The sequence below is a fragment of the Modestobacter roseus genome (assembly GCF_007994135.1).
GTDB classification, from domain to species: domain Bacteria; phylum Actinomycetota; class Actinomycetes; order Mycobacteriales; family Geodermatophilaceae; genus Modestobacter; species Modestobacter roseus.
In genome coordinates this window covers 1,334,286-1,352,306 of sequence record NZ_VLKF01000001.1, presented here as the reverse complement: position 1 = coordinate 1,352,306, position 18,021 = coordinate 1,334,286, and the positions used below count along the sequence as shown (strand labels likewise).

The 18,021-nt window shown below is 75.4% G+C and carries 17 protein-coding genes; 6 read left to right on the top strand and 11 right to left on the bottom strand.

Annotated elements, in window-relative coordinates; genetic code table 11:
• Positions 1-4 precede the first annotated feature (4 nt).
• Positions 5-844, bottom strand: a complete 840-nt coding sequence (locus JD78_RS06435; protein WP_153361898.1) for a GNAT family N-acetyltransferase — start codon at positions 842-844, stop codon at positions 5-7.
• Positions 845-936: 92 nt separating this feature from the next.
• Between JD78_RS06435 and coaA the strand changes: the two genes are divergently transcribed.
• Positions 937-1,902 carry a type I pantothenate kinase gene (gene coaA / locus JD78_RS06430; RefSeq protein ID WP_153361897.1) on the top strand — a complete coding sequence of 322 codons (966 nt, stop codon included), beginning with the start codon at positions 937-939 and terminating at the stop codon, positions 1,900-1,902.
• A gap of 13 nt (positions 1,903-1,915) precedes the next feature.
• On the opposite strand, the gene gcvP is transcribed toward coaA, so the two are convergent.
• From gcvP to clsA, 10 genes are all read right to left on the bottom strand, one after another.
• Positions 1,916-4,855, bottom strand: a complete 2,940-nt coding sequence (gene gcvP / locus JD78_RS06425) for an aminomethyl-transferring glycine dehydrogenase (protein ID WP_208104008.1) — start codon at positions 4,853-4,855, stop codon at positions 1,916-1,918.
• A gap of 87 nt (positions 4,856-4,942) precedes the next feature.
• Positions 4,943-5,542: a MerR family transcriptional regulator gene (locus JD78_RS06420; RefSeq protein ID WP_208104007.1), complete on the bottom strand. Its 600-nt coding sequence runs from the start codon at positions 5,540-5,542 to the stop codon at positions 4,943-4,945.
• A 219-nt stretch (positions 5,543-5,761) separates the two neighbouring features.
• On the bottom strand, positions 5,762-6,253 hold the full coding sequence (locus JD78_RS06415) for a bifunctional nuclease family protein (protein ID WP_153361896.1): 492 nt from the start codon (positions 6,251-6,253) through the stop codon (positions 5,762-5,764).
• Between the two features lie 115 nt (positions 6,254-6,368).
• Positions 6,369-7,082: a transcriptional regulator FtsR gene (ftsR, locus tag JD78_RS06410; protein ID WP_153361895.1), complete on the bottom strand. Its 714-nt coding sequence runs from the start codon at positions 7,080-7,082 to the stop codon at positions 6,369-6,371.
• A gap of 117 nt (positions 7,083-7,199) precedes the next feature.
• Entirely contained in the window at positions 7,200-7,814 is a 615-nt protein-coding gene (gene odhI / locus JD78_RS06405) for an oxoglutarate dehydrogenase inhibitor Odhl (RefSeq protein WP_279526830.1), read from the bottom strand.
• 185 nt (positions 7,815-7,999) lie between these two features.
• On the bottom strand, positions 8,000-8,404 hold the full coding sequence (gene gcvH / locus JD78_RS06400) for a glycine cleavage system protein GcvH (RefSeq protein WP_153361894.1): 405 nt from the start codon (positions 8,402-8,404) through the stop codon (positions 8,000-8,002).
• Between the two features lie 51 nt (positions 8,405-8,455).
• A complete protein-coding gene (locus JD78_RS06395) occupies positions 8,456-9,238 on the bottom strand; it encodes a DUF881 domain-containing protein (RefSeq protein WP_153361893.1) in 783 nt (260 codons plus the stop codon).
• Positions 9,235-9,567 (bottom strand): small basic family protein, encoded by a 333-nt coding sequence (locus tag JD78_RS06390; protein WP_153361892.1) that lies wholly within the window; start codon positions 9,565-9,567, stop codon positions 9,235-9,237. Before JD78_RS06390 ends, JD78_RS06395 begins: the two co-directional genes overlap by 4 nt.
• A 3-nt stretch (positions 9,568-9,570) precedes the next feature.
• Positions 9,571-10,335 carry a DUF881 domain-containing protein gene (locus JD78_RS06385; RefSeq protein ID WP_243730989.1) on the bottom strand — a complete coding sequence of 255 codons (765 nt, stop codon included), beginning with the start codon at positions 10,333-10,335 and terminating at the stop codon, positions 9,571-9,573.
• 163 nt (positions 10,336-10,498) lie between these two features.
• A complete protein-coding gene (gene clsA, locus JD78_RS06380; protein WP_153361890.1) occupies positions 10,499-11,164 on the bottom strand; it encodes a cardiolipin synthase ClsA in 666 nt (221 codons plus the stop codon).
• Positions 11,165-11,321: 157 nt separating this feature from the next.
• On the opposite strand from clsA, the gene JD78_RS06375 reads away from it, so the two are divergent.
• The 5 genes from JD78_RS06375 (at position 11,322) to JD78_RS06355 (ending at position 17,970) form a co-directional block, all read left to right on the top strand.
• Entirely contained in the window at positions 11,322-12,494 is a 1,173-nt protein-coding gene (locus JD78_RS06375; protein WP_153361889.1) for an acyl-CoA dehydrogenase family protein, read from the top strand.
• Positions 12,494-13,351 (top strand): phosphate/phosphite/phosphonate ABC transporter substrate-binding protein, encoded by an 858-nt coding sequence (locus JD78_RS06370; protein ID WP_153361888.1) that lies wholly within the window; start codon positions 12,494-12,496, stop codon positions 13,349-13,351. Before JD78_RS06375 ends, JD78_RS06370 begins: the two co-directional genes overlap by 1 nt.
• A 106-nt stretch (positions 13,352-13,457) precedes the next feature.
• A complete protein-coding gene (locus JD78_RS06365) occupies positions 13,458-14,540 on the top strand; it encodes a ferritin-like domain-containing protein (protein ID WP_208104006.1) in 1,083 nt (360 codons plus the stop codon).
• Between the two features lie 162 nt (positions 14,541-14,702).
• The gene (locus JD78_RS22530) at positions 14,703-15,980 is read left to right on the top strand and encodes a 2Fe-2S iron-sulfur cluster-binding protein (RefSeq protein WP_153361886.1); all 1,278 of its coding nucleotides are present in this window, start codon (positions 14,703-14,705) and stop codon (positions 15,978-15,980) included.
• 19 nt (positions 15,981-15,999) lie between these two features.
• Positions 16,000-17,970 (top strand): primary-amine oxidase, encoded by a 1,971-nt coding sequence (locus tag JD78_RS06355; RefSeq protein ID WP_153361885.1) that lies wholly within the window; start codon positions 16,000-16,002, stop codon positions 17,968-17,970.
• Positions 17,971-18,021: the final 51 nt, after the last annotated feature.

The window sequence follows — 18,021 nt, the reverse complement described above, 5'->3', positions numbered from 1 at the left end:
CCGCTCAGCGGGACGGGCGCTCCGCGACGCAGGTGGTACCGACCCGCGCGAAGCCGGCCCGCTCGTACACCCGGGCCACGTCGTCGTCGCCGGCGGAGAGGAACACCAGGTCGGCGGTCTGCCGGGCGTGGTCGACCAGCGCCGAGGTGAGCCCGGCGCCCAGCCCGCGGCCACGGAACCGGGGCAGCGTCGCCACCCCGACCACCTCGCTGACCTCGCTGCCGTCGACGTCGACCGGCTGGTGGGAGCCGATCGCCACCGGCTCCCCGCCGTCGACGGCGACCATCATCACCGTGCGGCCGGAGGCGACCCGCTCGCGGAGCAGCTCCGTCGGCGGCACCTCGGCCGGGCCGGGATCGCCCACCGCCACCTCGGGCACACCCGCGCGGCCCGCACCGGCGTCCGGCCGGTCCGCGGGCGCCGCGAAGGCGAGGGCGGCCAGCCGCTGGTAGAGGCCCAGCCGCGGGTCGTCGGCCCCGACCAGGTAGAGCCGGACCTCGTCGGGCAGCAGGATCTCGACCGGGTCGTCGACGACGAGCAGCGGCAGCTCCTCGACGTGCAGGCCGGCGGCCCGGGCCACCCCGGCCAGCCCCCGGCAGCGGTCACCCAGCCACTCGACCGACGCCGGGAGCCCCGCCGACTCCTGCAGCTCCACCGCGGCGCGCACGTCCTCGACGCTCACGGCGTCCTCCTGCCCGGGACGCGGACGCGCCGGGTAGGGCCACTCGGGCGAACCGACCGGCACGACGAGCCCGCCGACGGACTCGATCCGCGTGAGCCCGTCGGCCTCCGGGGCGAGGGAGAAGTAGCGCTCGATCCGGTCGAGGAGCCCGGTGGACGACACGCCCTGGACCCTAGCCGCCCCGGCGTCCGGGAGGGGTGGGCAGCCGTCCGGGGACCACCCCGTCGGGGGGCGGCAACGGCACGGACGGCACGATGGGCGGCGTGACGGCCGGAACGCGAGCCCAGGTCTCGCCCTTCACCGCCTTCGACCGCGACTCCTGGCGGGCGCTGGCGGCCGGAGGTGAGCTGCCGCTGGACGACGCCGACGTGCGCGCCCTGGCCACGCTGGGCGACCGCATCGACCGCGACGAGGTGGCGACGGTCTACCTGCCGCTGGCCCGGCTGCTGCACCTGCACGTGACCGCCAGCCGCCGGCTGTGGGCCGCGCAGACCGCGTTCCTCGGCTCGCCCACGGAGAAGGTGCCGTTCGTGATCGCGGTGGCCGGCAGCGTCGCCGTCGGCAAGAGCACCACCGCCCGGCTGCTGCAGGCACTGCTGGCCGCGGCGCCGGACACCCCGCGGGTCGACCTGGTGACCACCGACGGGTTCCTGCTGCCCAACGCCGAGCTGGAGGCCCGCGGGCTGCTGGGCCGGAAGGGCTTCCCGGAGAGCTACGACCGACGTGCGCTGCTGCGCTTCCTGGCCGACGTCAAGTCGGGCAAGCGGGAGGTGAGCGCGCCGACGTACTCCCACCACGCCTACGACGTGCTGCCCGGCACCCGGCAGGTGGTCGACCGGCCCGACGTGCTGGTGCTGGAGGGCCTCAACGTGCTCCAGGCCGGCGGCGGGCGGGGCGACGGGCGCGTGCCGGAGGTGTTCCTCTCGGACTTCTTCGACTTCTCCGTCTACGTCGACGCCACCGAGGCCGACATCCAGCAGTGGTACGTGGAGCGGTTCCTGGCGCTGCGCCGCACGGCCTTCGCCGACAGCGCCGCCTACTTCCACCGCTTCGCCGACCTCACCGACGACCAGGCGCAGACCACCGCCCGCGGCATCTGGTCGGCGGTCAACGAGCCCAACCTGCGGCTGAACATCGCCCCCACCCGCTCCCGGGCGCGGCTCGTGCTGCAGAAGGCGGCCGACCACTCCGTGCGCCGGGTGCTGCTGCGCAAGATCTGAGCGGCCCGCCTCCTCAGCGCACCGGCAGCGGCTCCTCGAACGCCTGCGGCGCCGGGCAGGAGCAGACCAGGTTGCGGTCGCCGTGGGCGCCGTCGATCCGCCGGACCGGCGCCAGGTAGCTCCGCCCGACCAGCCCCGGGACGGGGTGCACGGCCACCTCCCGCGGATAGGGCCGGTCCCACTCCCCCGCGAGCATCGTCAGCGTGTGCGGGGCGTTGCGCAGCGGGTTGTCGGTGCGGTCGTACACCCCGGCGGCGACCTGCTGGATCTCCCCGCGGATGGCCACCATCGCCTCGACGAAGCGGTCGAGCTCGGCCTTGTCCTCGCTCTCGGTCGGCTCGACCATCAGCGTCCCGGCCACCGGGAAGCTGACCGTCGGCGCGTGGAACCCGAAGTCGATCAGCCGCTTGGCGATGTCGTCGACGGTGACGCCGGTCGACCTGGTCAGCGGACGGACGTCCAGGATGCACTCGTGCGCCACCAGGCCGGTGGCCCCGGTGTAGAGCACCGGGTAGTGCGGGCGGAGCCGCTCGGCGACGTAGTTGGCGGCCAGGATGGCGTGCTCGGTGGCCCGGAGCAGTCCGTCGGGCCCCATCAGCCGCAGGTAGGCCCAGGAGATCGGCAGGATGCCGGCCGAGCCCCACGGCGCCCCGGAGACCGGCGCCCCGGTACCGCCGGTCTCCACCAGCGGGTGGCCGGGCAGGAAGGGCACCAGGTGCTCGGCGACGCCGATCGGGCCGACGCCGGGGCCACCGCCGCCGTGCGGGATGCAGAAGGTCTTGTGCAGGTTCAGGTGGCTGACGTCGGAGCCGAACCGGCCCGGCCGCGCCAGTCCGACCAGCGCGTTGAGGTTCGCCCCGTCGACGTACACCTGCCCGCCGGCGTCGTGCACCGCGGCGCAGATCTGCTGGACCTCGACCTCGAACACCCCGTGCGTCGAGGGGTAGGTGATCATGATCGCGGCGAGCCGCTCGGCGTGGGCGTCGACCTTGGCCCGCAGGTCGGCGAGGTCGACGTTGCCCGCCTCGTCACAGCCGACCACGACCACCCGCATGCCGGCCATCACGGCGCTGGCGGCGTTCGTGCCGTGCGCCGAGGACGGGATGAGGCAGACGTCGCGGTGCGCCTGGCCCCGGCTGTGGTGCCAGCCGCGGATGGCCATCAGGCCGGCGAACTCGCCCTGCGACCCGGCGTTGGGCTGCACGCTGACCGCGGCGTAACCGGTGACCTCGGCCAGCCACGCGCAGAGCTCGTCGATCAGCTGCCGGTAGCCGCGGGCCTGCGCGGACGGGGCGAAGGGGTGGATGCCGGCGAACTCCGGCCAGGTGATCGCGGCCATCTCGGTGGCGGCGTTGAGCTTCATCGTGCAGGAGCCCAGCGGGATCATCGTGCGGTCCAGCGCCAGGTCCTTGTCCGACAGCCGCCGCAGGTACCGCAGCATCGCCGTCTCCGAGCGGTGCTCGGCGAACACCGGGTGCGTGAGGAACGGGGTGCGGCGGCGGAGCGCGGCGGGCAGCGCGTCGGCCCCGCCGTCGTCGAGCACCGCGTGGTCCGGGGTCACGCCGAACGCCTCGGCCACGAGCTCCAGCGTCGGGAGGGTGGTGGTCTCGTCGACGGCGACCGCGACGGTGTCGGCGTCGACCCGGCGCAGGTTCACCCGGCGGGCGGCCGCCGCGGCGACCACCTCGTCGGCTCGTCCGGGCACCGAGACGCTGAGGGTGTCGAAGAACTCCGCATGGTCCAGCGCCAGTCCACCGGCGCGCAGCCAGGTGGCCAGCGCCAGCGCCGTCCGGTGCACCCGGGCGGCGATGGCGGTGAGCCCCTCGGGGCCGTGGTAGACCGCGTAGGCGCCGGCCATGACGGCCAGCAGCACCTGGGCGGTGCAGATGTTGCTGGTGGCCTTCTCCCGGCGGATGTGCTGCTCGCGGGTCTGCAGCGCGAGGCGGTAGGCGACGGCGCCGTCGGCGTCCACCGAGACCCCGACCAGCCGGCCGGGCAGCTGGCGGGCCAGCCCCTCGCGCACGGACAGGTAACCGGCGTGCGGGCCGCCGTAGCCCATCGGGACGCCGAAGCGCTGGCTCGTGCCGCAGGCGACGTCGGCACCCCACTCCCCCGGCGCCTCCAGCAGGGTCAGCGCCAGCAGGTCGGCGGCGACGACGACCGCGGCGCCGGCCTCGTGCGCGGCGGCGGCGAGCGCCCGGTGGTCGCGCACCGCGCCGCTGGCGCCGGGGTAGGCCAGCAGGACGCCGAACGCGCCGGCCCCGGGCAGGTCGGTGGGCCAGCCGGCGGACAGGTCGGCGACGTGCAGGCCGATGCCCAGCGGCTCGGCGCGGGTGCGCAGCACGGCCAGGGTCTGCGGCAGGGTGTCGGCGTCGACGACGAAGACGGCGTCGGCCCGTGCGCGGCCGGCCCGGCGGACCAGCGTCATCGCCTCGGCCGCGGCGGTCGCCTCGTCGAGCATCGAGGCACCGGCGACCGGCAGCCCGGTGAGGTCGGCGACCATCGTCTGGAAGTTGATCAGCGCCTCCAGCCGGCCCTGGCTGATCTCGGGCTGGTAGGGCGTGTAGGCGGTGTACCAGGCCGGGTTCTCCAGGATGGTCCGCTGGATGACCGCCGGGGTGATCGTGCCGCTGTACCCGAGGCCGATGAGCGAGGTGAACACCTCGTTGGCCGCGGCCCGCTCGCGCAGCTCCGCCAGCACGGTCGCCTCGTCGGCGGCCGGGGCCAGGCGCAGGGCGCTGCGGTCGCGCACCGCCTCGGGCACGCACGCGTCGACGAGCGAGGCCAGCGACGGGTGGCCGACGGCCTCGAGCATCGCGGCGGTCTCGGCCGGGCGCGGACCGATGTGCCGGCCGGCGAACGAGCCGCTCGGGGAGAGCTCGGCGAGCGCCGGGAGGGAACCGCTCAGCGGGGGTGACGCGACGGCATCGGGACCAGCGGTCAGGTCGGGCACCGGGCGAACGTTACCCAGCCGAACCTTCCGTGTCACGGAAAGCGGGACGACGGCTGCGCCCCGGCGGTGGGCCGGGCGAGCGGACCGTCAGGCGGAGGCGGCGCGCCGCCGGCGCCGGGCGGAGAGCTCGTCGTCCACCTGCTGGCCGTTGCCGTCCAGCCGCTCGGCCGGCAGCTCGGCGAGCTCGCCGGAAAGCTCGCGCAGCGCACCGGAGACGGCGATCCCGAAGACGCCCTGACCGCCGGCGAGCAGGTCGACGACCTCCTCGGCCGAGGTGCACTCGTACACGGTCGCGCCGTCGGAGAGCAGCGTGATGTTGGCGAGGTCCTTGACCCCGCGGGTGCGCAGGTGGTCGACGGCCTTGCGGATGTTCTGCAGCGAGACGCCGGTGTCCAGCAGCCGCTTGACCACCTTGAGCACCAGGATGTCGCGGAAGGAGTACAGCCGCTGGGTGCCCGAGCCGGTGGCGGTGCGCACGGAAGGGGCGACCAGTCCGGTCCGCGCCCAGTAGTCGAGCTGGCGGTAGGTGATGCCGGCGGCGGCGCACGCGGTGGGCCCGCGGTAGCCGACCTCGTCGGTGTCGACCTCGTCGTAGGAGAGCGCGCCCACCGCGGCGTCGCTGAACAGCTGCCCCTGCTGGTCCCCGCTGAACGGCCGGCGGCCGGAACCGTTGTCCAGGTCGCTCACGTCAGCGCCTCCTCCAGATCTGCACCCAGCACGGGGGCCGTGCCCGGCTCGCGCCGGGTCGGCCACCCGGGCGCGACCGTGGAGTCACAGCTGGGTGAATTCGCCTGACGGTAGGCCGGGGCAGGACACCCGGTCAACCGCGGCGGGCGGCGTGTCGTGGTGCTCACCCGGAGGGGTGGCACCATCCACCTCGGCAGTCCCAGCCCGTGACGTGACCCCTCAGGAGGGCGCCCCGCCCGAACCCGAACCGGCGCCGAAGTCCTCCGGGCTGATGTTGTCGAGGAACTCGCGGAACTTCTCCACCTCGTCCTCCTGCTCGTCGGGGATCTCGATGCCGACCTCGTCGAGCAGCGTCTCCGCACCGAAGATCGGTGCCCCGGTGCGGACGGCGAGGGCGACGGCGTCGGAGGGACGGGCGCTGACGGTGCGCCCCTCCCCCAGCTGCAGCTCGGCGATGTAGATGCCGTCGCGCATCTCGGTGATGTGCACCGCCTCGAGGCTGGCCCCCAGCGCGGCGACGACGTCCTTGAGCAGGTCGTGCGTCATCGGCCGGGCCGGGCGCACCCCCTGCTGCTCGTAGGCGATCGCGGCCGCTTCCACCGCACCGATCCAGATCGGGAGGTAGCGCTCCCCCTGGGTCTCCTTCAGCAGCAGGATCGGCTGGTTGCCGGGCAGTTCGACCCGGACGCCGACGACTCTGAGCTCCTGCACGGCTGGCTCCCCTCCCGCTCTGCTGACCTGCCCGGACCGTGCCGACGACGGCCCGCCCGGGCCGGTGTCCGCGGCGCTCCGCTGCGGCCAACGGTACGCCAGGGCCCCTGCCGCCTCAGCCGCCGAGGACCTCGCGCAGCCGGGCCTCCAGCAGGGCGGTGTGCAGCTGGGCGGACAGCCCGGCCAGCTCCTGCACCTGCTCGGTGGCCCGGCCACGGGCCTCGTCCGAGCGCGCACGCAGCACCGGGGCCACCAGCTGCTCCAGCAGCGCTGCCTCCCGGTCGGCCCCGGTGCGCCAGGCACGCAGGTGCCGCGCCTCCAGGCCGTGCCGGGCCAGGGCGGCGGCCGCCCGCGCCACCGGCAGGTCGACGGCCTGCAGCCGGCCGCGCCGGTCGGTGCCCACCAGCCCGAACTGGACGAAGTCCGCGAGCTGCCGCTCGTCCACGCCGGCGGCCTCGGCGAACTCGGCCGCCGGCATGGGCCCGGCGGCCGCGAGGGCCTCGTCGGTGGCCGGCCCGGCCCCGGACTCCGCCTGCCCGGGCAGCGGCTCACCCCGGTCCAGCGCCTCGAGGTGTTCCTTGATCACCCGCAGCGGGAGGTACTGGTCGCGCTGGGCGGCGAGCACGTAGCGCAGCCGGGCCACGTCGGCGGCGGAGAACTTCCGGTAGCCCGAGGGGGTGCGCTGCGGGTGCACCAGCTGCTCGGACTCCAGGTACCGGATCTTGCTGATCGTGACGTCCGGGAAGTCACCGCGCAGCGCCGCGAGCACCTCGCCGATCGTCAGCAGGGCACCGTTGCCCCCGGTGTCCCGCCGGGGCACCGCGCTCATCGTCCCGACCCGCCCCTCGTTCCCTCGTTCGCGGCCTCGTCCGCGGTCGTCGTCCGCGGCTCTCGTCCGCGGCAGTGCGCCGCCCGGCGCCAGCGGGCGCCGGGCGACGCGGCCGGGTCAGGCGCCGGCGGTCTCGCCGGTGCGGGGCCCGGTCAGGTAGACCAGCCGGAACTTGCCGATCTGCACCTCGTCGCCGCCGGCCAGCGAGGCCACGTCGACCGGCTCGCGGTTGACGTAGGTGCCGTTGAGGCTGCCGACGTCGTGCACGGTGAAGCCGCCGCCCTCGCGGTGGAACTCCACGTGCCGCCGGCTGACGGTCACGTCGTCGAGGAAGATGTCGGAGTCCGGGTGCCGGCCGGCGGTGGTGACCTCCTGGTCCAGCAGGAACCGGCTGCCGGCGTTCGGCCCGCGCTTGACCACCAGCAGGGCCGACCCGGCCGGCAGCGACTCGACGGCGCCGGCGTGGGCGTCGGCGGTGGTGTCGACCGCCTCGGCCTGCTCCCCGGAGTCCTCCCCGCCGACCTTCGGGATGATGCTGGTCGACTCTCCGACGCGCTCCTGGCTCAGCGCCGCCCCGCACTGGGCGCAGAAGCGGCTGCCCTCGGGGTTCTGGTGGCCACATCGAGTGCAGAGCACGTCGGTCTCCTCCGGTGCAGGCGGCACCGCCGCGGCCTGGAGGGCCGCGGTCGGCCGGCGGACGACGAGCCGGACGGCCCGTCGCTGGTCGGCCACCGCGGGGTCGCGGTCGGGCCGGGGATCATGGAACCAGCGGCCGACCCGAGGGTCAACCGCACGTACAGGGTGAGAGTGCGGCCGCTCAGGTGCAGCGCCCGACCTCTGCGGTGATGATAGTGATCGCGTCCCGCGGTGGCGGGACGGGAGGGGCCCGGGCCGCGTTCAGCCCGCCGGCAGCGCGCTCAGGAGGCGTCCACGAGCGCCTGGTAGGCCGCGGCGTCGAGCAGGCCCTCGGTCGGGTCGCCGGTGCCACCGGAGACGGTGACCTCCACCAGCCAGCCGGCGCCGTAGGGATCGCCGTTGACCGTCTCCGGGGTGTCGGCCAGCGCGTCGTTGACCGCGCTCACGACCCCGGCCACCGGCGAGTAGACGTCCGACACCGACTTGGTGGACTCGACCTCGCCGATCGGGGCCCCCGGCGCCACGTCGTCGCCCACGGCGGGCAGCTGGACGTACACGATGTCCCCGAGCGCGCTCTGCGCGTGGTCGGTGAGGCCGACCCGGACCACCGTCGCGCCGCCGTCGGCCCGGTGGACCAGCGCCCACTCGTGCTGGTCGGTGTAACGACGGTCGTCGGGGGTGGTCATGCGGCAGCTCCTGTCGGTCGCGGGCTGCCGGCACGGCGCCCCGCGGTGGGGTCAGTCCGAGTCGGACGGCTCAGCGTATTGAGGCGTGCGCACCGGCCGCAACGCGTCGACCACCACCAGGTCGGACTGCCGGATGGCGACCGTGCCCAGCCGCCGGGTCAGCCGGTCGACCGAGCCGTTGGGGATCTTCAGCGCGGTCTCCATCGACTGCGGGGGCCCGATGACCAGCACCGTGTAGGGCTCCTCCACGGGCGTGCCGTCGACGGACAGGTCCCCGGCGGTGCCGGTGACCTCGCTGTCGGCCCCGATCCGCACCCCGTCGATCTGCATCGTCTCGGCGCCCGCGGCGCGGAGTTCGTGGACCAGGTTGATCAGGTCGGCCGGCCCGATCCGGTCGCCGGCGTCGGCGATGCTGATCTCCAGCCCCGGTCCCTGCGCCGCGAGCGTCCCGTTGAGCAGCCCGAGGGTCCGGGAGCGCTCCCGGGCCTCGGCCAGGGCGGCCGCCGACGCGCTGTCGGCGCTCCCCAGCTGCTCCTGCGCGGTCCGCTGGTCCTCGAGCTGCTGACGCAACCGCTGCTCGCGGGAGGTGAGGTCGTCGAGGATGCGGACCAGGTCCTCCTCCCGCTGGCCGGCCAGCGCGGCCGCCGTGTCGGCGCTGCGGACCTGGACCGCGAAGGCGAAGCCCAGCAGCAGGGTCAGGACGCTGATCAGGCCGGCGGCCACCAGACCCCGGCGCCCGCGGACCAACCGCCCCCGCCACGGGGCCGGCAGCGGGGTCGGGCCGGGCGGCCCGTCCGCCGGCGGGGTGCCCGGCGCCGGGCTGGGCTCGGTCACGCCCGGAACAGGTGGCGGCGGATCGCCGCCGCGTTGCCGAAGATCCGGATGCCGAGGACGACGACCACGGCGGTGGACAGCTGCGCCCCGACGCCGAGCTGGTCACCGAGGAAGACGATCAGCGCGGCGACGACGACGTTGGAGACGAACGAGATCACGAAGACCTTGGCGTCGAAGATGCCGTCGAACCGGGCGCGCACCCCACCGAAGACCGCGTCCAGCGCGGCGACGACGGCGATCGGCAGGTAGGGCTGCAGCCAGAGCGGGACGCTCGGGTCCAGCACCAGCCCCAGCACCACACCGATCGCCAGTCCGATGATCGGGATCACGCGTCAGCCTCCGTCGCTGGGGGTCGAGGGCGCGGACGAGCCCGAGCCGGTGGGCGGGTCGAGCACCGTCGCGTGCCGCAGCTCGGCGCCGGTGCCCGCCGGCAGCTCCAGGGAGTCCTCGCGGACGTACTCGAACACGATGCCGAAGTCGAGGGTGTACTGCGCCAGCAGCGTGGCCTCCGGCGTGCTCAGCAGGTCCCGGGTCAGCGTGTCCGGGTCGCCGATCGCCGACACCTCGTACGGGCTGGCCAGCGGGCGGAAGTCCACGAGGACGGCGTCGCCGGCCTGCCGGATGGCCGAGGTCGGGCCCAGCCGCTGACCGTTGATGCTGATCGCCTCGGCGCCGACGGACCACAGGGCGTTCACCAGCTGCTGGAGGTCGCGGTCCTGCACGATGCCGGCGAACTCGACCTCCTCGGACCCGCCCACCGGGTCGCTGTCCGCCGTCGGGGGCGCGTTGCCCAGGGTCACCACGACGCCGGGGCCCTCGACCGGCACCGTGCCCGCCTGCTGCTCGGCCACCGCCAGCCGGTCCAGCGCGCGCTGGCCGACCACGCTGGCCGCCAGTGCGGCCTCCCGGGCGTCGGCGACCTCGCCGGTCAGCCGCTCCAGCTGGACGGCCAGCTCGTCGGTGGTCTCCGACCGGTCGAGGACGTCCTCGCGCAGCGCCTCGCGCACCACCTCGCGGCCCTGGGCGCCGGCGGCGGCCTCGCGGTAGGTGACCGCGGCGAGGAAGCCGGCCACCGCGAGCGTGGCGGCGACCAGCACCTGCCCCCGCCGGCGACGCGGCCGGGGCCGCCGGGCCCGGGCTGGGCGGCCGCACGGGCCGCCCGCGCGGCGGCGGCCTCCGCGTAGGAGGGGTCGAGCGTCTCGGCGAGCACCTGGTCCAGCAGGGAGGAGCCCAGTGAGCGGGGGCCCCGCGGCGGTGCGCTCATCGCCGGGCCCCGCCGCGCCGCTCGCCGCGCAGCAGCCCGACGGCCTGCACGACGTAGAAGGCCCCGGCCAGGACGTAGAGCGCGCCGCCCCAGACGGTGAGCGCGTAGGCGACCGGGCGCGCGGCCGAGGCCAGCGCGCCCTCGCCGTCGGCCAGCAGCAGCAGGGGGAAGGCGTACAGCAGCAGGAACGTGGCGGCCTTGCCGAGGTAGTGCACCTGCAGCGGCGGCCACCCGCGACGGCGCAGCGCCAGCAGGGTCACCCCGAGCACGACCTCCCGCCCCAGCAGGGCCAGCACCACCCACAGCGGGACGACCTCGCGGAGCGCGAAGGCGACCAGGGTGGCGACGATGTAGAGCCGGTCGGCGGCCGGGTCGAGCAGCGCGCCGAGCCGGCTGGCCTGGCCCAGCCCCCGCGCCAGCTTCCCGTCGGCCCAGTCGGTGAACCCGGCGACCATCAGCACGAGGACGGCCCAGCCGTCGGCCTCCGGGCCCAGCAGCAGCCAGAGGAACAGCGGGACCCCGAGCAACCGCAGCACCGAGAGGGCGTTGGGCAGGGTGAACACGCGGTCGCCGAGCTGGTCCCGGTCCCACTGCCCCGCCCGACCGGCTGCCGTCGCCGGCCCCGCCGGGACCCCGGCCGCCTGGTCGTCCGCCCTCGTCATCCCCGCTCCCCCTCCACCTCGCGGATCAGGTTAGTGCTCGCCGGTGACCAGCCCCGTCGCGACCGGCCCGGACGGTTGCCAGCGGTCCCCGGCGTCCGGACCGGACCGACCGGAAACCGGGGTGGGCGGGCGGGACGCCGCACGGCAGGATCGGGTCATGATCACCGTTGCGAACCCACCCGGACCGGAGCTCCTGACCCGCGTCACCGCCGTCGTCACCGAGACGATCGCCCCCGCCGCCGCGACGGTCGACGCGACCGGGAGCTTCCCCCGGGAGGGCATCGACGCACTGGCCCGGGCGGGCGCGCTCGGCCTGCTCAGCGCGCCGGAGGTCGGCGGGGCCGGCGGCACGCTGGCCGACGTGGCGCAGGTGGTCGAGCAGGTCGCCGCCGCGGACGGCTCGACCGGCATGGTGCTGCTGATGCACTACGCGGCCACCGCTGCCCTGGAGGCCCACGGCCCCGAGGACGTCCGCCGGGCGGTGGCCCGCGGCGAGCACCTGAGCACGCTGGCGTTCTCCGAGTCCGGGTCGCGCAGCCACTTCTGGACGCCGCTGGGCAGCGCCGCCGCCGACGGGGACCGGGTGCGGCTGGACGCGGCCAAGAGCTGGGTGACCTCCGCCGGCGAGGCCGACAGCTACGTCTGGTCGAGCCGGCCACTGGCCGCGCCCGGCCCGATGACCCTGTGGCTCGTGCCGTCCGACACCCCCGAGGTCACCGTGGCCGGCGACTTCGACGGCGTGGGCCTGCGCGGCAACAGCTCCCGGCCGGTGCGGGCCGCCGGTGCGCTCGTCCCCGCGTCGGCGCAGCTCGGTCCGGACGGCGCCGGCCTGGACATCGCGCTCGGCACCGTGCTGCCGACCTTCCTCGTCGGCAACGCCGCCTTCTCCCTCGGCCTGATGGAGGCCCTGCTCGCCGACGCCGTCGCCCACCTCACCCGCACCCGGCTCGAGCACCTGGGTGTCACCCTGGCCGAGCAGCCGCTCCCCCGCGCCGAGTTCGCCCGGCTCAAGCTGCGGGTCGACGGCGTCCGGGCGTTCCTCGCCGACACGCTCGCCGCGTTGGGCGCCGGCCGCCCGGACGCGACGCTGCGGGTGCTGGAGGTCAAGGCGGTGGCCGCCGAGGCCGCCGCCGAGGTCGCCGACGGGGTGATGAGGCTGTGCGGCGGCGCCGCCTTCCGCAAGGAGCTGGGGGTCGAACGCCGGTTCCGCGACTCGCTGGCCGCCCGGGTGATGGCCCCCACCACCGCCGCACTGCACGACTTCGTCGGCCGGCTCAGCCTCGGCCTCCCGCTGTTCGACGCCGCGGCCGACCAGGACGGTGCCGCCTGATGCCCGGCGACGTGCTGGTGATGGGCGCAGTCGCCTACGACCCGAAGGTGGTCACCATCTGGGCGGGGTTCCGCGCCTGGCTCGCCGACGCCGGCCTGCCCTTCGACTTCGTCCTCTACTCGAACTACGAGCGGCAGGTCGAGGACCTGGTCGCCGGGTCGCTGGACGCCGCCTGGAACTCCCCGCTGGCCTGGGTGCGCGCCGAGCGCCTGGCTGCCGCCCGGGGCCGCCGCGTCCGCTCGGCGGTCATGCGCGACACCGACCAGGACCTGACCTCGGTCGTGGTGGTCCGCGCCGACTCCGGCATCGGGGCCGTCGCCGAGCTGAGCGGCCGCACCGTGGGCACCGGCGCCGTCGACTCGCCGCAGGCGACGCTGCTCCCGCTGTCCTTCCTGCGCGGGCAGGGGCTGGACACCGCCGACGTGACCGTGCGCCGGTTCGACGTGGGCGTCGGTCTGCACGGTGACCACGTCGGCGGCGAGCGGGACGCGGCCCGCGCGCTGATGGCCGGCGAGGTCGACGCCGCCTGCATGATCGACGGCAACCACCTGCTCTTCACCCAGGAGGGGGTGCTGCCGGCCGGGGCCACCCGCGTGCTGGCCCAGACCCCGGTGTTCGACCACTGCACGATGGCGATCGTCGACACCGCCCCACCCGGGCTGGCCGACCGGTTCGTCGAGCTGCTCCTGTCGATGTCCTACGGCGACCCGGTCGTGCGCCCGCTGCTGGACCTGGAGGGGCTGCGCCAGTGGCGGGTGGGGCGCACCAGCGGCTTCGGCCCGCTGTCCACCGCCGTCGACGAGTCGGGCTTCTACGGACCCGACGGGAGCGTGCTGGCCCTGGGGTACCGGCCGTGAGCACCCCGGCGGCGCTGGTCGACCTGCACCGGCTGGGCTTCGACGCCGGCGCCCACCTGCTGGTGCGGCGCGGCCTGCGCGGGGTGCCGATCGGGGGCGGCTGCGGGTGCGTGGCGACGACCCGGCCCTGGGGGTGCACCTGCGCGCCTGGTGCCGGTCGGAGGGCCACGGCTTCGGCGTCGACCCCGACGGCGGGTACGACGTCGTGCGCGGGGACGCCGAGCAGCTGCGCTGGGCCGGCGCCGAGCGGGCCGGGGACCCGTCCCCGCAGGGCGTCGTCCGGCGCCCGCCCGCGCACTGGGGCCTGGCCGCCCGCGGGGCCCTCGTCGAGGCCGGTGGGCCGGCACCGGGGTTCGACATCGCCGACCGCGACGTCGTCTGGGCCGACCTCGCACCCCGGCTGTACGCGCACGCCGCGGCCGCCCAGTGGGACCCGGCCACCGCCGTCGACTGGACGATCCCCGAGCCGCTCACCGACGAGGTCGAGGCGGCCGTCGTGCAGGTGATGACGTACCTGGTGGAGAACGAGCAGGCCGCGCTCGTCATCCCGGCGCGGCTGCTGGCACGGGTGCACCCGCACTTCCGGGAAGTGCTGCAGCTGCTCGCCGTCCAGGCGGCGGACGAGGCCCGGCACATGGAGGTGTTCACCCGTCGCGCGCTGATGACCGGTGGGCAGCTGGGCACCTCCTCGGCCGGCGGGCGGGAGTCGCTGAACTCGCTGCTCAACGAGGCCGACTTCTCCCTGGCCTCGTTCCTGCTCTCGGTGCTCGGCGAGGGCAGCTTCCTGTCGCTGCTCGGCTTCCTCGACGAGCACGCCCCCGACCCGGTGACCCGGCAGGTGACCCGGCTGGCGCGGGTCGACGAGGCGCGGCACGTCGCCTTCGGCGTCGCGCACCTGGAGCACGAGGGCGCGCTGGACCCGACCCTGCGCGGCCGGCTGCGCGCGGCGATCGAACGCCGGCACGACGCGCTGGTGGACACCGCCGGGCTCAACGCCGACGTGTTCGACTCCCTCGTGGTGCTCGCCGCCGGCGAGTGGACGCCGGAGGCGATCGCCCGCGGGCACGCGGCGGTGCAGCGGCTGCACGCGACCATGGACGACGGCCGGCGGCAGCGGCTGCACCGGCTCGGCTTCCCCGACGACGAGGCCACCGAGCTCTCCGCGCTGCACACCCGCAACTTCATGTGACCCGGCACCAGCAGGTGGCGGCCCCTCCGGACACCCGGTGGTGACCCAGGCGGGGCCGGGTGCTGGACCCGGGGGCGGCCCCGCCCCCGGCGCGGTGGGTCCGCAGCCGTCCGCCCCACCAGGGCACCCAGCCGCACGTCCGACGCCTCGCACATCGACTCGGTGGAGGTCGACCAGTCCAGCTTCGACGACGAGTCGCTGTGGGGCGGGGACACCCGCAGCGACGTGTACCGGCAGGTCTGGGCCTCTCCCATCCCCCACCCGCTGCCCGTCGCCCGGGTCGAGCGGCTGGGCCCGCACGCGGCGGCCGTCACCTTCGAGGTGGCGGCCGCCGTCCGGGGCCGGTTCGCCTTCCGGCCCGGACGGTGGGTCGCCGTCCGCGCCCGGATCCGGCTGGTCCAGGTGGACCGGACGCCGTCGACCCGGGTGTTCGGAGCCGAGGTCGACCGGCTGGCCGAGGAGCACGCCGGGCGGCTCTCCGTCACCCGGGTCTGCACGCGCACACCGGGTGCGACCCGCCCGACGGCGGACGACTGGCGCCGCCTGATCGCGGCCGACGGCCCGCTGCCGCGGATGGCAGGCGTGTGGCTGTGCCGGCCCGCTGGCCTGGTGGGCGGGCTGCGGCCGGTGCTGGCGTCACCGGGCGTGCCGCACCGGCGGGTGCACACCGAGTTCTTCGCCGTCGCACCCACCGCGGCGGCGCCCGTCGGAGGGCTGAGCACGGTGCGGGTGCGGGCCGGCGGTGCCGCGACGGTGACGACCGTGCCCCGGTCCACCTGGCTGCTCGACGCCGCGCGGGACGCGGGCGCCGACGTCCCGTTCTCCTGCCGGAGCGGCACGTGCGGGATCTGCCGGACCCGGGTCGTCGACTGCGAGGTCGAGCTGGTGACCAACCACCAGCTCAGCGCCGCCGAGGTGGCCGCCGGGTACGTGCTCACCTGCCGGACCCGCCCGGTGAGACGAGCAACCCACCGCCGGGCTGCAGGGCGCCACCTGCCCCCCGCTCCGGGTGGCGAGGACGCTGGTGCCGAGGGCCAGCGCGGGCGCCAGCACCATGCCGGCCGCCACCGGGAGCGCCACCGCCCCGTGCGGGTGCGCTGCCGTGAGCAGGAGCACCGGGTGCCCGGCGAGCATCCCCGCGGACCACGCCGCGACCCGGCGCCAGACCCGTGGTCCGGGCACCAGGACCAGGTGCACCAGGCAGGGCACGCACAGCGCCGCCATGCCGAGCACGGCGAGCGCGTGGACGGTCGAGTGGGCGGCCATGCCCGCCGCAGCCACCAGGTGGACGGCCACCGACGCGGCCATCGCGAGGGCGGCCGGCAGCGCCAGCCACCCACCGCGGCCCGGCCGCCCGGCCGCGGTGGAGGTGGTGGCACGACCTTCCCACGACGGTGCGCGGGATGTAACCTGACTCACGCCTTCTTTCTACACGCGTAGACGAACGATCGGGAGAGTCATGACCACCGTCCCCAGTTCGACGACCGCCACCCACCCGCTCGCCCAGCTGACCGCGGACGAGGTCGTCGAGGCGCGCGCGGTGCTCGTGGAGGCCGGTCTCGTCACCGACGGGACCCGCTTCGTCTACCTGGGGCTGGAGGAGCCACCGAAGGACGTGCTGTACGCGGACGCGGGCACCCCGGACCGGGCCGTCCGGGCCCTCCTGCACGAGGGCGCGGCGCAGCCGGCCGCGCGCGACGTCGTCGTGTCGCTGACGCGACGGGAGGTGGTCAGCCGCCGCGACCTGGACGCGGCGACCGACGGGCAGCTGCCGGTCCTGGACTCCGAGTTCGGCGTGGTCGAGGAGGTGCTCGCCACCGACCCGCGCTGGCTGGCCGCGCTGGCCGCCCGCGAGCTCGACGTGGCCGACGTGCGGGTCGCCCCGCTCTCCGCCGGGGTCTTCGAGTACCCGGAGGAGGAGGGCCGGCGCATCCTGCGCGGCCTCGCCTTCCGCCAGGACCACCCCGCCGACCACCCGTGGGCGCACCCGATCGACGGGCTGGTCGCCTACGTGGACGTCGTCAACAGGACCGTCGACCAGGTCATCGACCTCGGCCCGGTGCCGGTCCCCGAGGAGTCGGGCAACTTCAACGACCCCAGCGTGACCGGCCCGATGCGCACCACGCAGAAGCCCATCGAGATCACCCAGCCCGAGGGGCCGAGCTTCACCCTCGACGGGAACCTGCTCACCTGGGAGGGCTGGCAGCTGCGCGTCGGCTTCGACGCCCGCGAGGGGCTGACCCTCCACCAGATCGGCTTCACCGACGGCGGCCGGCTGCGGCCGGTCATCCACCGGGCCTCCATCGCCGAGATGGTGGTGCCCTACGCCGACCCCTCCCCCGTCCGGTCCTGGCAGAACTACTTCGACACCGGCGAGTACCTGGTCGGCCGCTACGCCAACGCCCTGGAACTGGGCTGCGACTGCCTCGGCGACATCACCTACATGGACGCCGTCATCGCCGACGAGCTCGGCGCGCCGCAGGTCCTCCGCAACGCCATCTGCATGCACGAGGAGGACTTCGGCGTCCTCTGGAAGCACACCGACCTGTGGGCCGGCTCCGCGGAGACCCGCCGCCAGCGCCGGATGGTGGTCAGCTTCTTCACCACCATCGGCAACTACGACTACGGCTTCTACTGGTACCTCTACCTCGACGGAACCATCGGGTTCGAGGTCAAGGCCACCGGCGTCGTCTTCACCTCCGCCTACCCGGGCGCCGGCTACCCCTACGCCTCCCAGCTGGCACCGGGGCTCGGGGCGCCGTTCCACCAGCACCTGTTCAGCGCGCGGCTGGACATGATGGTCGACGGCCCGACCAACACGGTCGAGGAGCTCGACTTCGTCCGGGTGCCGATGGGACCGGACAACCCGCGCGGGAACGCCTTCCGCCAGCAGCGGACGCCGCTGCGCCGGGAGTCCGAGGCACAGCGGATGGCCGACCAGAGCATCGGGCGCGTCTGGCACATCACCAACCCGCAGAGCCGCAACCGCCTGGGCGACCCGGTCGCCTACGCGCTCCTCCCCGAGGGCCAGCCGACGCTGCTCGCCGACCCGGGCAGCCCGATCCACCGCCGGGCCACCTTCGCCGCCAAGCACCTGTGGGTCACCCGCTACGACCCCGCCGAGCGGTACGCCGCCGGGGACTTCGTCAACCAGCACGCCGGCGGTGCCGGTCTCCCGGAGTACGTGGCCGGCGACCGCGAGCTGGAGGGCACCGACCTCGTCGTCTGGCACACCTTCGGGCTGACCCACGTCCCCCGGCCCGAGGACTGGCCGGTCATGCCGGTCGACTACACCGGCTTCCGGCTCAAGCCGGTCGGCTTCTTCGACCGGAACCCGACCCTCGACGTGCCCCCGAACGCCAGCTCGCACTGCCGTTCCCGGGCGGCCGGCGGCGGCGACAGCCCGGACGACGGCTGCTGCCACGGCTGATCCCGCCGTGGGGAAGACTCCGGTCGCCGACGACGAACGGGGGTCCCATGC

Coding starts and splice junctions, on each gene's coding strand:
- ftsR (WP_153361895.1), bottom strand. CDS start 7,082: ATGAGCGCGGTGCCCCGGCGGGACACCGGGGGCAACGGTGCCCTGCTG.
- clsA (WP_153361890.1), bottom strand. CDS start 11,164: ATGACGAGGGCGGACGACCAGGCGGCCGGGGTCCCGGCGGGGCCGGCG.
- JD78_RS06375 (WP_153361889.1), top strand. CDS start 11,322: ATGATCACCGTTGCGAACCCACCCGGACCGGAGCTCCTGACCCGCGTC.
- JD78_RS06355 (WP_153361885.1), top strand. CDS start 16,000: ATGACCACCGTCCCCAGTTCGACGACCGCCACCCACCCGCTCGCCCAG.
- JD78_RS06370 (WP_153361888.1), top strand. CDS start 12,494: ATGCCCGGCGACGTGCTGGTGATGGGCGCAGTCGCCTACGACCCGAAG.
- coaA (WP_153361897.1), top strand. CDS start 937: ATGGGCGGCGTGACGGCCGGAACGCGAGCCCAGGTCTCGCCCTTCACC.
- gcvH (WP_153361894.1), bottom strand. CDS start 8,404: ATGACCACCCCCGACGACCGTCGTTACACCGACCAGCACGAGTGGGCG.